Origin of the sequence: Streptomyces sp. NPDC093221 (assembly GCF_044753885.1) — a bacterium.
Taxonomy (GTDB): domain Bacteria; phylum Actinomycetota; class Actinomycetes; order Streptomycetales; family Streptomycetaceae; genus Actinacidiphila.
In genome coordinates, this window is the sequence record NZ_JBIVOA010000003.1 from 396,626 (window position 1) to 409,721 (window position 13,096).

Here is a 13,096-nt window from a genome sequence, read left to right on the forward strand (position 1 = left end):
TTCGGGGCCGTCGACCGTCAACTCTTGCGTTTCCACGCCTGGTTGGTGCCGCCGTTGCACGGGTGGAGCCTGATCGGAGTGCCGTCGGAGGTCGCGGCCATCCATACGTCGACGCACAGGCCCGACTGGTCGCCGCGGATCACGCCGCCGCTCAGCGTGAACTGCTGCGCCGGATTGCCGCTGCAATAGGCGATCTGGACGATCGTCCCGTCGTCCGTGCTGCCCCAAGCGGCGTCCATGCACAGGCCCTTGCTGCGGATCGTGCCGTCGGAGGCGAAGGTCCACTGCTCGTTGACGTTGCCGTTGCAGGTCCACAGTTGCAGGTGGGTGCCGTCCGAACCGGCCGAGGCGTTCAGGCACTTGCCCGACCCGCCGCTGACCAGGAAGTCGCCGACCCTGGCCGGAGCGGGCGGCGCGGCGGCCTTGGTCGCCTTCGCCGGCGGCTTGGCGGTCTGCCTGGTCGCCGGGCTCGTGGCCTTCTTCGTCGCCTGGGTGCGCGGGGCGCCACCCCCTGATCCGGCCGAGCCCCCCGAGCCGCCGGAACCGCTGGAGTTCCCGGCGGGCGGGGCGGCGGCGTGCTTGGCCGCGGGCGGCCTGGTCGTCGGCGGCGGGCTCGTCGTGGTCACCGCCGCCTCGGGGGTGGTGGCGGTGCTCGACGGCGTCGCGCTCGGCGACTCGGTCCGCGCGGCGGCGACCACCGTGTCCGACGTACGGCCGCCGTCCCCGCCGTTGTCGCCGCCGAGGGCGCCGAGCAGCGGGACGACGAGCACGCAGACGGCCGTCACCGCCGCCGCGCCGCCGATCGTGCCCCACACGCGCACGCCGGGCACCAGGCCGCGGCGGGGCACGGAGGCGTGCTCGGCGAAGGTGGCGGAGAAGTCCGAGGCGGCGGGCGGCGGCGCGGACGCGGGCTTGTCCAGGGCGGGCGGCGGGAGGTCGGGCGTCGGCACGGGGGGTCTCCGGGGGATGTCGGGCGCGGGGGCGGGGTGTTCGCTCGGGGCCGGGGCCTCGGCGTCTCCTCAGAGTCTGAGGACGGGGCGGGCGACGGCGGGTGCCGCGGGCAGGGCCACGGACTGCGGCGGCAAGTCGTCGGCTTCGAGGGCGACCAGGTCCTCGGCGCGCGGATCGGCCAGTTCCGCGACGCGTTGCGCCTGACGTTCCGTCATCTCCTGGAACACCTGGCGCGCGGAGCGGCCGTTGCCGAAGCCCTCGCCGCGCGGCATCCGGTCGAAGAAGCCGCTCAGTTCCGCGCGGGCCTTCTCGGTGAGTTCGTAGCGGTGCTCGGCCGCCTGGTGCTCCACGATCGAGACGAGTTCCGCCGCGTCGTAGTCCACGAAGTGCAGGGTGCGGCTGAAGCGGGAGGACAGGCCGGGGTTGGAGGAGACGAAGCGGTCCATCTCGGTGGGGTAGCCCGCGGCGATCACCACGATGTCGTCGCGGTGGTCCTCCATGAGCTTGACGAGCGTCGAGACGGCCTCGGTGCCGAAGTCGTTGCCGCTGTGCAGCGGCGACAGCGCGTACGCCTCGTCGATGAACAGCACGCCGCCCAGGGCCTGTTGGAAGGCGGCGGTGGTACGCGGCCCGGTGTGGCCGACGTACTCGCCGACCAGCGCGCTGCGGTCGACCTCGATCAGGTGGCCGCGGCGCAGCAGGCCGAGCGCCTTGAGCAGACGGCCGTAGAGCCGGGCTACGGTGGTCTTGCCGGTGCCGGGGTTGCCCGCGAAGACCAGGTGGCGGCTGAGCGGCGGCGCGGGCAGCCCGGCCTCCTGCCGTCGCCGTACCGTCCGCATCAGCTTGACCAGCGAGCCGACATCGCCCTTGACGCCGTCGAGGCCGACCAGCGAGTGGAGTTCGGCGAGCAGGTCGTCCAGATCCTCCTCCGGCGCGTCCGGGTCCGGTCCGTCGTCACCGGGTGCGCCGGGCGTCGCCGTCCCGGACGGCGACGCGGGCAGGCCCGCGGCCCGGCCCGCCGCTCCCCCGCCAAGCTGCGGAATCGTCGGCCGCCGTACGTCGTAGGAGACGCAGTCCTCGAAGGCGGGCCGCGCTCCCTCGTCCTGGCCCAGATCCTCGGCGCAGTCGCGGACCCGGCAGCGGCGGAAGACCGGGGCGGCGCCGCGTGCCACGTGGAGGGCGGGGAAGCCCGCGCCCGCGACCTCGCAGGAGGTGAAGGTGCCGCCCGCGTCCTCGGCGAGGTAGATGCCGTTCTTCGCGGGCGCGTCGATGAAGACCCCGCTGACCTCGGGGAACGCGCCGGTCCACACGACGATCGCGGAGCCGGCGCTGCCTTCGACGGAGCCGCCGTCGACCCGCGCGGTGCCGCCGGAGTCGACCACGATCCCGGCCGCTCCCGCGGCGACGACCCGGACGTGGGAGAGCCGTACGCCGCCGCCCGCGCCGACCTCGACGCCGGTCTTCGCGGCGCGCAGCACCGTGCAGTGCTCCAACTCGGTGCCCGCGGCGGAGACGGCGTGCACTCCGGTCGCGGTGTCGGTGAGGCGGCAGCCGCGGGCGGTGAGGGTCGCGGTCTCCGCGGTGTGCAGGCCGGTCATGGCGACACGGGACAGGCCGCATTCGGTGAGGTCGGCGTGCGCGGTGCCGACGGCGTGCAGGCCGTGCTCGGCGCTGTCGCGTATCCGGCAGTCGAGCAGGTCGGCTTTGGCGGCGTCGGCGAGGTGGACGGCGCTGTAGCCGGTGCCGGAGATCGCGCAGTCGGCGAGGCGGGCCGTGGCGGCGCCGAGGACCAGCAGGCCGTTGGCGCGGGAGTCGGTGACCGCGCAGCCGGTGGCGGCCAGCCGCGCGGCGTCCTGGGCGACGAGACCGCTGGTGACGGAGCCGGTGATCCGGCAGTCGGCGATCTCGGCGGTGGCGGAGCCGGTGAGGCGGATGCCGACCGCGCCCGCGCCGGTGACGCGGGTGTCGCCCGCGACGAGCGCCGCCTCGTCCTCGACGAGCAGTCCGCTGCCGCCGGTCCCTTCCAGCGCGCAGTCCACCAGTGCGGCGGCGGCCCGGCCCCGGATCCGCAGGCCCGTGCCGGTGCAGTCGCGTACGCGCAGCCGCTCGGCGGAGAGCCGGGCGGTGCCGGACAGGACGACCGCGGTGCCGTCGACGGCCTCGATCCGCAGGTCGTCGGCGCGGGCGCGGGCGGTGCCCGACAGGTGCAGGCCCGCGCCGACCGCGCCCGCGATCCGGCAGCGCAGCAGGAGCAGCGCGGGTCCCGGGTCGCGGGTCGGGGCCAGATCGGGGTCGGGGTCGGCGTCGAAGTCCAGGCCGTCGGGGTCGGGGACGCCCAACTCCCTTGTTCCGTGCATCCCTTGGGAGCCGTCGTCGGCGTCCGTGCCCGTCACCTCGACCCGGCCGCCGAGGACCACGCAGTCGTGCAGCGCCAGCGTCGAACCGTCGGTCACCCGGACCGCCGCCTCTCCGGGGCCGACGCCGCGCAGGGTGAATCCGTGCACCGCGCAGTGCGCGTCGGCCACGGTCAGCGCGGGCGTTCCCTCGGCCGCCGGGTACAGCGTGACGCTGCCCGCGCCGTGTTCGGCGCGCAGCACCACCGGCCGGTCCACGGTCAGCGACTCCCGGTACTCGCCGGGCTCCACCAGGACGGTCGCGCCGGGCCGGGCGGCGCGTACGGCGGCGGCGATCGTACGGTGGGCGCCGCGTCCCTTGGCGGCGACGTGGACGGTGTGGGCGGTCGTACGCTCGGTGGTCACGGCTGCGGCTCCCCGCTGGTGTCGGAGGTGCCGGTGCCGGTCTCGGCGGTGGCGGTGTCGCCGTAACCGCCCTGGTACCACCAGGGGTTGATGGCGGCGCGGTACCAGTTGGTGAGCTGGGAGGTGAAGACCTTCTCGGGGAGCTTCCAGCCGAACTGGAGGAAGAACTCGGCGAAGCCCTGCCGGTGGAAGAGCCGGCTGCCGCCGCCCATGATGAACAGGTTCTTCATGGCACCGACGCTGACCGCGCCGGTCATACCGGAGACGGCGTTGATCAGGCCGTCCAGGGCCGCGGCTCCGCCGCTGAGGTAGACGGTGTCGCCATTGGCGTCGGTGATGCCGAACACCGAGGCGTTCATGCTGCCGTTGACCCAGGCGGCGAGCGTGGAGGTGCCCGCGTTGTAGCCGAAGTCGTACATGCCGCCGCGCCAGCGGGTGGGCGCCTCGTTGCCCGCCCACTCGTTGGACCAGTGCTTGTCATGGTTCATCGGCTTGCGGTACCAGGGCTTTCCGCTGTCGGTGTTGGCCAGGCCGTTGCGCCAGTCGCCGGTGCGCTGCAACCCGCTGATCTTGTTGTCGTGGACGAGGCTGCCGACGGCGGTCTTGATGCCCGCGCTCACGCTCGCGTTCGCGAACGCCTTGAGCGCGTCCTTCCCGGAGAACGGCCTGTTCTGGATGTCCGCGACGATCGCGTTGACAGCGAGATTCGCGGTGAACTCCAGGACGAATTCCTGGAAGAGTTCGATGGCGGCCTTCTCCATGACCAGCTTCCACTGCGGCTGGTAGAGGCCGTCGCCGATCCGGGAGATGTCCAGGCCGCTGAGGTCGGTCTTCCACTGCATGCGGTTGGGCTCGCGCAGCCGTCGTCCCCAGCCGCGCAGTTCGGCCGCCGGGCCGCGGAAGTCGACGCCGCGTCCGGTGAGTTGGAGGCGTCCGAAGGTGTCCGCCTCGAAGATGTAGCCGCTGTCGGAGCCCTGGGCGTGGATGACGCCGTTGCCGTCGTGCCGTACCCACTGGCCGCGCCAGGCGTCGGTGGTCAGGATCTGGTTGGTGCCGACGACCTTGCTCTCCACGACGGCCGCGTTGTGGTCGAACTCCTTCCAGACGTTCAGGTTCACGGGGTTGGGGGCGCCGGGGCCGAGGCGGGTGCCGTCGGGCAGGTACTCGCGCACGCGTCCCGTGGTGCTGGTGGTGGGCACCTCGCGGACGGTGATCGGCGCGGCGCCGCCGTCGAGGTCGACCCGGTCGCGGAAGGACCGGGCGCCGGTGAACCAGTCGTCCACGTACGCGCCGGCCCCGCCGCCCGCCCGCGGATTCCACCACTGGCGGGTGCCGGCGCCGTGGAAGTCCACGGCGTTGCCGAACGCGTCGTACTTCGCCCAGCGCCACTGGTGGCTGCCGTCGGGGTTGGTGACGCGCCAGGAGTCCACGTGCTCGCCGCCGCCGAGCATGTCCCGGCCGCGGATCGCCACCGGGCCGTTGTCGGTGCGGAGATACGCGCGGAAGGAGTCGTCGAACGGTGTGGCGCCGTTGAAGCCGCGGCCGAACTCGGTGAATCCGGTGGTGCGGTTGCCCGCGCCGTCGAGTCCGTCCCAGGCCCAATGGCGGGTGTCGGTCCGGCCGTTGTAGCCCGACCAGTCCCAGTGCCGGGAGCGCGGCGCGGTGGTGGTGACGGTCGTCGGGCCGTGTCCGTGGCCGGGCCGCAGGTCGGCGCCGGGCCAGGTCCGTACGTCGCCGATGGGCGCGCCGTGCACGTTCTTGGTCAGGGCCGGGCCGCCGTTGCCCTCGAAGGCGCCCGCCCGCACGCCCGGGCCGCCGTCCAGGACGGTCCCGGCGGCCGGGACCGGCTGGAACTCCACGACGGTGCCGTCCGCGTAGCCCGCGCGCGCCACCCGGGTCGGGGCGGCGTCCGCGCCGTACCAGTCGCCGCCGGTGAAGGCCCCGTTGTGGTCGACCTTGAAGTGGTCCTCCCAGATCCGGCCGCCGGGCGCGCCGGGCGTCTCGATCCGGTAGCCGGAGAGCTTCCCCGCCCCCTCGGTCCACGGCATCCGGTGGGCGACGGGGGCGACGCCCGCGGGCAGCGTGACGGAGTCGCCGACGGTGAGGGTGTTGCCGTGGTCCAGCTTGAACGTGCCGCGCGTCAAGGTGCCGTCCGCCGCGATGTCCAGCACATTGTCGTTCATGGCGGTGAAGCGGAAGCCGTGGGTCTCGGCGGCGGTCGCCAGATCCGTCCTGGTCCACTTCGACATCTGGAAGCGGGTGTCGCCCTTGAGGAAGCCGTGCGTGTCCCACACGGCGTCGCCGATGCCGATGAGATGCTTGCGGACCCACTGCGGCGGGCGCTGCTCGGACCAGCGCCGGACTTCCAGGAGTTGGTTGTCCGGCAGCTTCTCCAGGGCTCCGGCCGGCTTGCCGTGCTCCGACTGCTCCTTCCACAACTGCCTGGTGGAATTGGCCCCGTTGGGGTCGATGGTGACCGTCTTGGGCAGGTGCCCGTTGGCCGGGTCGAGCACGGCCTCGCGGTAGTGGTTGGCGTGGGACTGCGGCAGGTGCGCGGGGCCCCACTGGCGCTGCACGACGATGTCGTCGCCGCCGAGCCGCAGACGGTCGGTCCAGCCGCCGTCGGCGTCCATCGTGCGCCTGCCGCCGAGCACCGGCCGGTGGTGGGCGTCGTAGCGCACCCACGACCAGTCGCCCGCGCCGTCACGGACGCCGAGGACGCCGCCGCCGTCGATGCCGGTGCGGAACTCGTGGACCAGGGTGCCGTGGTGGTCGATGCCCCGCCACGCCTTGCCGTCCAGCGTTCCGACATTGCGCAGGCCCCAGTTGGTGACGTTGCCCGCGTTGTCGGTGTGCGTCCAGCGGGTGTTCTGGCCGGAGAGCCTGCCGAAGCCGCTCGCGTCGGTACGGCGGAGGGAGTCGAGGAAGCCGCCGGTCGCCAGCGGCCGGCGTTCGAAGACCTCCACGGCGCTCTTGCCGGGCTTGGCGACCAGCTTGACGTGGCCCGCGTCGGTGGCCACGTCGACCGTCCCGGAGTGCAGCAGGCCGCGCCCGGCGCCCGTGAAGGGGGCGCCCGCGACGGTGTCCATGAGCTGCCAGGTCTTCGCGTTCGGCGTGAAGGTGAGGACGAACCGCTGTCCCGGCACGCGCACGCCGTCGCGCGTGACGTTGATCGCCTGCTGGTGGATGCCGCCGTCCGCGCCGAACTGCCGGTACTCGCCGCCGCGTACGCCCGCCGTGCGGTCCGTGACGCGCCAGCCGTCGCCGTGCGGCGCGAAGTGCGGCAGCGGTACGCCGTTGGCGTCGATCGCGAGCCGCTGGGCGGCGCCCATGGTGCCGGGCGCCGGATAGCGGGTGACGCCGAATTCGTGCAGGGGCGCGCCGCCGGGGCCGTGCAGCATCACGGCGTGGTCGCCGAGGTGGCCGCCCGCGTGGTCGTGCGTCCAGTAGTCGCCGCGGCCGGTGTCGGTGACGCGGATCGTGGCGGGGTTGCCGGTGGCCGGGTCGAGGTCGACGCGTACGGCGTGGTGCGGCACCGGCTGCCACGCGCCGTCCAGGTGCCCGGCAGCGCCGCCGCCGACGGGGAAGTCCACGGCGCCGCTCGGTCGGCCGTCCGCGCCGAGGAGTTGGCGGCCGTCCCCGGCCAGCATGTGGTCGGGGCCGAAGCGCTGGTACGTCATGGCCTGTCCCGCGCCGCCGGGCCGTTCGACGCGCAGGCCGCCTCCCGCGTGGTCGAAGACCTGGACGCCGCCGGGCCTGACGCCGCCGGGCAGTTCGATGTGCGGGGCGCCGCCGCCCACCGGGCGCACCACGAGCCGCCCGTCCGCCGCGCCGCCGGGCAGCCGCAGCGGCGTACCGGTCTCCACGGCCTGCCCGCCAGTGATGTCGTGGCGGACGAAGGCGCCGTCCGCGCCGTTGCGGTCGATCCGCACGGCGACGGTGGCGCCGGTCGCGTCGGTCTCGCGGACCGGCGTGAAGCCGTGCACGGGCGCGCCGTTGGCGTCGAGGAGCTGTGCGCCGCCGCCCCGGCCGGGCGCGGGGAATTCCACGAAGTGCGGGGCTCCGGTGGCGGTGTGGAGCCCGTGGCCGTCCGCGAGGTGCAGGCCGCCGGAGTCGAAGAGCTGGTACGTGGCGGACGTGCCGGGTGTCGCGGCGCGGTCGACGCGGAAGCCGTCGCCGGGTACGGGCAGCCGGGTGACGGTGGCGCCCGCGTCCACGGTGCCACCGGTGACCAGGTGGTGGGTGGCCGCGCCCGTCCGGTCGAAGGTGACGGAGATGCCGGTGCCGAGCGGGGCCTGCGGGCCGCGCAGCGGGACGGTCTCGGCGCGCAGCGATCCGTGCGAGTCGAAGGTCTGCCGGATGCCGGTGTTCACGTCGTGGACGGACAGTCCGCCTCCGTTGACCTGGACGACCTGGTGATTGGTGGCGGTGAGGTCGTTGCCCGCGCCGTCGAGGAGCCTGATGTCCACGCCGTTGACGTGGTAGCCGATGCTGACGCTGAGGCCGTGCGGCAGGCCGGTCGGGCCGCTCAGCGGCACCGACTCCTCGATGAGACGCCCGCCTTCGGCGCCCTCGACCCGGATGACGGGCGGCGGCACCGCGCCGCCGAGGAGCCGGGGCCGCTCGCGCAGTGACTGGAGGTTGAGGTCGGTGATGTGCTGGTCCATCGCGGCCGGGTTGATGCCGTGCTCGCGCAGGCCGCGTACCGCGACGTTGAACTGCTGCTGGGCGGCGGCCAGTTGGGTCCTGATCTCGGTGACGGCGTGGGATTCGCCGCTGGAGGGTCCGCCGGGCATCGCGCGCAGGTCGTCCAGGTGCTGTTCGAGGCGGCCGAGGTCGTGGCGTGCCAGGACGAAGTCGCCCCAGGCGTCGAAGCGCAGCGGCCGTGACGGGTCGGTCGCCGGGCCGAACAGCGCGCCGATCCGCTCACTGTCGGCCGACCACGCCCGGTCCAGTTCCTTGGCGGTCAGCCGCGGCGGCGGTCCGCCGAGCCGTACGTCACCGGTCGTGTGCGGGGTCGCGGCGGGCACGGGCGCCGGTTCGGGAACGGGGGCCGGTTCTGGGACGTGTGCCGGTTCGGGGACGTGGGCCGGTTCGGGGAAACGCGCCGGGGCGCCCGCGAACGCCTTGTCGCCGAGTCCCGGCACGGCGGTGCCGGCGAAGGCCGGGCCGTCCGCGCCGTGGCCCGAAGCCCCGTGGCCCGAAGCGCCGTGGCTAGCTGTGCCGTGTCCGGACGCGGGGTGCGGCAGCGGCGAGGGGCGGCCGAGTGAGCCGTTGTCGAGCAGGTCCATCGCGGCGTCGAAGCGGTGCGCGGGCGGGAGGTCCACGCCCGCCGCGCCGCTTCCGCTGCCGTTGGCCGTGAGGACTTCGGGCCCCTTGCCCTTGCCCGCCCCCGCGCCCGTACCGCCGAGGTCGAAGGTGGTCACCGCGGGCGTACCCGGCATGTGGGTGACGGCCACGGGCGGCGGCATGAGCGTGACCGCGGCGGACGGCGGGACCTGGGCGACCGCCGCGGGCGGCGGCATGTGGGTGACGCTCGCGGGCGGCGGGGCGGAGACGACCGACGCGGGCGGCGGGGTCGCGGTCAGCGCGGTGGTCGGCGGCGGGGTGAGGTCGCTCGCGGTGTGCCCGACGGTGTGGACCGGGCCGAGGTCCACCGAGATGTGCTGGGCGAGCGTCGCCATCGTGTGGCTGTTGGCGATGTTCGCGGCGGTGCCGGTGATGAGCGCGTTGGGGGTCGGCGCCAGGGCGTGCACGGCGACCGGGTTCGGGGTGTGCAGCAGGTCGAGCGCGTTGAAGGAGCCGCCGCTGTGGATGTCGGTGACCACGTGCGTGACGCCGCCGGTGAAGGTCGCGGGGACGTGCCCGGTGACCGGCACGGTCGCCGCGTGGAAGTTCACCGCGCCGTTGGTGGCCAGGTGCGGCAGGGCGGGCGCGGGCACCGTGTGGGCGAAACCGGCGGTGGCGGCGGGCGGCGGCATCGAGACCGCGCCCGCCACGTTCACATTGACGTTGACGGCCGAGGCGGGCGGCGGGGTGGCGATCACCGCGGCCGGGTTCGTCAGATGGGCACTGGTCACCGGGGTGGTCGGGGTGAAGGCGTGCACGGTCCCGGCGGGCGGGGTGGTCACGACGGCCGCCGGGGTGATGTGCGGGACCCCGATCGAGGAGACCACGGTCTGCGGCGGCACGACCAGGTCGGTGGCCTGCGTGACGATGTGGCTGGGGACGGCGTTGGCGCCGATGCCCGGCACGTGGAAGGAGGGCGCGCCGACCTGGGCGTGCACGCCGGTCGCGCCGATGCCCGCGGTGTTGATGCCGGTGGTGGAGATGTGGATCGGCGGCGGCGGAGCCAGGATCGCGGCGGCGGGCGGCGGCAGCGCGTGCACCCCTGCGCCGACGTCGAAGGTGATGCCCGTCGGGGTGTGCGTGACGTTCGCCCACTCGCCCAGGTGCATCGAGGACAGTTCGGTGATCGGGGTGTCAAGCAGCGCGTCCTTGCCCATGATCGCCTGGAAGCTGAAGGTGATCGAGTCGCTGAATTTGGGCCCGAGGTCGAGGCTGAGCTTGGGCGGGTCGGGGATGAACAGGCCGGGCGCCGAGTGGCCCGCGCCGCCGAACTCCGGCGTCGGCAGGTGGCTGACGCCGCTGCCGACGGCCTGCACGCCGGGCCGTACGATGTCCGCCGCGCCGTACTTGAACTTGCCGAACACACCGCGGTCGACGAGCGCGATCTTCATGGCGCCGAAGACGCCGAACTTCCCGATCTCGTCGCCCTCGGCGGGCAGGAACACCCGCAGCCACTTCGCGCCGCCGAACTCGTTCTTGAAGAACGTCGCACTTCCCTTGCCGAAGTTGGTGACGAATTCCGGAACTCCCTTGAAGAAGGCGGGAATTCCCTTGATGCCGGTGAGGACGGTGAGCGAGCCGACCTTGAAGGCGTTGGCGCCGAGTTGGCCGAGGCCCTTGCCGACGCCCGACAGCCACAGCCCGCCCGCCTTGGTCCAGCTCCCGGTCAGGTGGGCGAGCTCACTGAACGAGGGCAGCGCGACGAACGGCTTGGCGATGCCGGTCATCATGTCCTTGAGGAAGGTCAGGGTGGCGATGCCGCCCGCCTTGATGGCCTGCCAGCCGAGTTTGAAGCCCTTCGCGATCAGCGAGAAGATCGGCACGGCGCGGGTGGTGGGCGCGATCATGCCGAGCGCGGACAGGAACAGGTCGAGCGCGCCGACCTTGCCCTGCGCGAAGTCCACTGCGGTCTTGATGAAGATGGTGAGGTTGACCGCCATCGCGACCAGCGCGATCGGACCGCCGAAGATCAGCGCGGGCAGGATCAGCGCGATGGCGATCCACTGGAAGATCTCCCAGAACTCCGCGCAGCCGGACACCGGCGACTTGATGTTGCCCGACGCCTTGCGCAGCGTGGTGGTGGCGGCGCTCGCCGCGTCCTTCTGCGTCTGACCCGCGTCGTGCGCGGTGCTCGCCAGCGTCTCCAGATTCGGGTCGTCCTTGGCCAGCCCGCGCCCCTGGTCGAGCGCCGCGTCCGCCTTGCTCTGCGCGGTCGACATGGCGTCCGCGTACGTGGTCAGAGCGGTGCTCGACCACTCGAACGCCTCGGCGATGCTCTGTACGAAGCCGCGCAGCCGCCCGCTGATCTGGTCCCGCAGCGCCTCGGCGGTCTCGCCCGAGAACGCCTCAGGCCCGGTCTTGTTGAGGACCGTCTCCATCGCGGTGTCGATCTCCCGGGCGGTCCTGCCCAGGTCGCCGATCGAGGTCGCCACGGTGTGGATCCGCACCGGGTCGCCGGGCGTGGGGTCGCCGCTCACACCGAGCGCGTCCCAGTCCGTGGGGCGTGGCATTCCGGGTCCTCTCCTGCCGTACCGCCGTGTGCCGCGAAGTTCTGCCGCATGTCTCACGTACGAGGAGCCCCGGCGGTTCACTGCGGGAAGTCCCGGACCCACGTCCCGGACCTGGGTGAACCGCGGGGACCGCTGGTACGTGAACATGTCGGACCGGCTGGTTCCGGTGACCCCGGCGGCCCCCGGCGCCCAGCGCCCGACACCCGTAAGGAGGAGATGGCATTGGTCGACTTCGCGCTCGACTACACCGTTCTGCACACCGCCCGCAACGACCTGCACGAGCTGGCCGACAAGATCGGGCCGACGCTCAAGAACAGCGACTACGCCACGCTCGGCAACGACGACTCGGGCGACGCGCAGGACGTGTTCGGCGACGCCCAGCTCACCGCCGCCTTCAGCACGCTGTACTACCGCTCCAAGCACCCGATGGAGAAGGCCGAGGACGACCTGCGGCAACTCGGGGACACCTTCGGGGCGGTGGCCGACGGCTTCTTCAACATGGACGCGCAGATCGCCGAGGGCGCGGGCATCATGAGCGCCGACATGGGCCTGAGCGACTGGGTCGCCAAGCACAAGGCGTGGCTGGGCCACGACCAGTGGGTCAAGGACCACGACCTGTGGGAGCAGTACCAGGCGAATCCGGACTCCTGCGAGGTCGCGCCGGGCGAGACCGCCCCGGCGTACTGCTCGGCGTCCGACCCGGGGCCCGAGCCCACCGACCCCGGCGCGCCGCCCACCGACAAGACGCTGACCACCGCGGACGGCGGCACCGTACACACCCAACTGACCCTGGACGACGACTACAACGTCGTCACGGAGAAGACCACCGTCACCACCGGCGCGGGTCAGACGTACACCTCGACCACCACGTACCAGGACGACCACCGGTCGTACATCACGGACACCGTCTACGCCGACGGCAGCAAGGCGCACTCCGACGTCCACATCAACGAGGACGGCAGCGGCACCATGGCCGTCACCGACGGCGACGGCAAGGAGAGCGACTACACGCGCACCGGGGCGGGTGCGGAGTGGAAGCTCGTCGGCGACGAGGACGGCGACGGCGTGGTGGACAGCGAGGAAGAACCCGACCCCAGTTACGACTACATCGGCTACTAGCGCCGTCAACCTGCCCGTCAGCCCGGCCCGTCAACCCGCGAGGAGCACACCCGCGATGCCCAACATCTCCCTCGACTACGAGAAGATCGAGACCACTTCGTCCAAGCTGGACACCGCCAACGAGAACATCGTCCCGATGCTCAACCAGCTCCGCACCGACGTGAACAACCTGCTGGACGACGGCATGGTCTTCGAGCAGTCCAGCGCGGCGCTGAAGGAGTCGTACGAGAAGTTCAACTCCAGCCTGCTGCTCGCGGTGAAGGGCATCAAGGACTTCGCGGAGCAGTTCCGCGGCATCAAGCAGTCGATGGCGGACAACGACGCCGACCTGGCGAAGAAGATCCGCGACGCCGCCAACGGCTGACGGCCCGTCACGCACCCGCGCCGGGCTTCCCGTTGGTACGGGAG

The 13,096-nt window shown here is 72.9% G+C and carries 5 protein-coding genes; 2 read left to right on the top strand and 3 right to left on the bottom strand.

The window, feature by feature from the left end; all coding sequences use genetic code 11:
- Window positions 1–17 precede the first annotated feature (17 nt).
- The 3 genes from ACIQCJ_RS13690 to ACIQCJ_RS13700 all read right to left on the bottom strand — a co-directional run bounded on the left by ACIQCJ_RS13690 (window position 18) and on the right by ACIQCJ_RS13700 (window position 11,569).
- Window positions 18–950, bottom strand: coding sequence for an RICIN domain-containing protein (locus ACIQCJ_RS13690; protein ID WP_402711454.1), 933 nt, complete (start codon window positions 948–950; stop codon window positions 18–20).
- A gap of 69 nt (window positions 951–1,019) precedes the next feature.
- The gene (locus ACIQCJ_RS13695; RefSeq protein WP_402711455.1) at window positions 1,020–3,710 is read right to left on the bottom strand and encodes a right-handed parallel beta-helix repeat-containing protein; all 2,691 of its coding nucleotides are present in this window, start codon (window positions 3,708–3,710) and stop codon (window positions 1,020–1,022) included.
- Entirely contained in the window at window positions 3,707–11,569 is a 7,863-nt protein-coding gene (locus tag ACIQCJ_RS13700) for a putative T7SS-secreted protein (RefSeq protein WP_402711456.1), read from the bottom strand. The genes ACIQCJ_RS13695 and ACIQCJ_RS13700 overlap by 4 nt, the downstream gene beginning before the upstream one ends.
- Window positions 11,570–11,785: 216 nt before the next feature.
- Here ACIQCJ_RS13700 and ACIQCJ_RS13705 point away from each other — a divergent pair, with 216 nt between their 5' ends.
- Both ACIQCJ_RS13705 and ACIQCJ_RS13710 read left to right on the top strand, forming a co-directional pair.
- Window positions 11,786–12,688 (top strand): hypothetical protein, encoded by a 903-nt coding sequence (locus ACIQCJ_RS13705; RefSeq protein WP_391045924.1) that lies wholly within the window; start codon window positions 11,786–11,788, stop codon window positions 12,686–12,688.
- Window positions 12,689–12,743: 55 nt separating this feature from the next.
- Window positions 12,744–13,052 carry a WXG100 family type VII secretion target gene (locus ACIQCJ_RS13710; protein WP_188282265.1) on the top strand — a complete coding sequence of 103 codons (309 nt, stop codon included), beginning with the start codon at window positions 12,744–12,746 and terminating at the stop codon, window positions 13,050–13,052.
- The last annotated feature ends 44 nt before the right edge of the window (window positions 13,053–13,096 follow it).

Excerpts from the sequence above, each read along its gene's own strand:
- ACIQCJ_RS13700 (WP_402711456.1), bottom strand. The coding sequence starts at position 11,569 with ATGCCACGCCCCACGGACTGGGACGCGCTCGGTGTGAGCGGCGACCCC.
- ACIQCJ_RS13710 (WP_188282265.1), top strand. The coding sequence starts at position 12,744 with ATGCCCAACATCTCCCTCGACTACGAGAAGATCGAGACCACTTCGTCC.
- ACIQCJ_RS13705 (WP_391045924.1), top strand. The coding sequence starts at position 11,786 with ATGGCATTGGTCGACTTCGCGCTCGACTACACCGTTCTGCACACCGCC.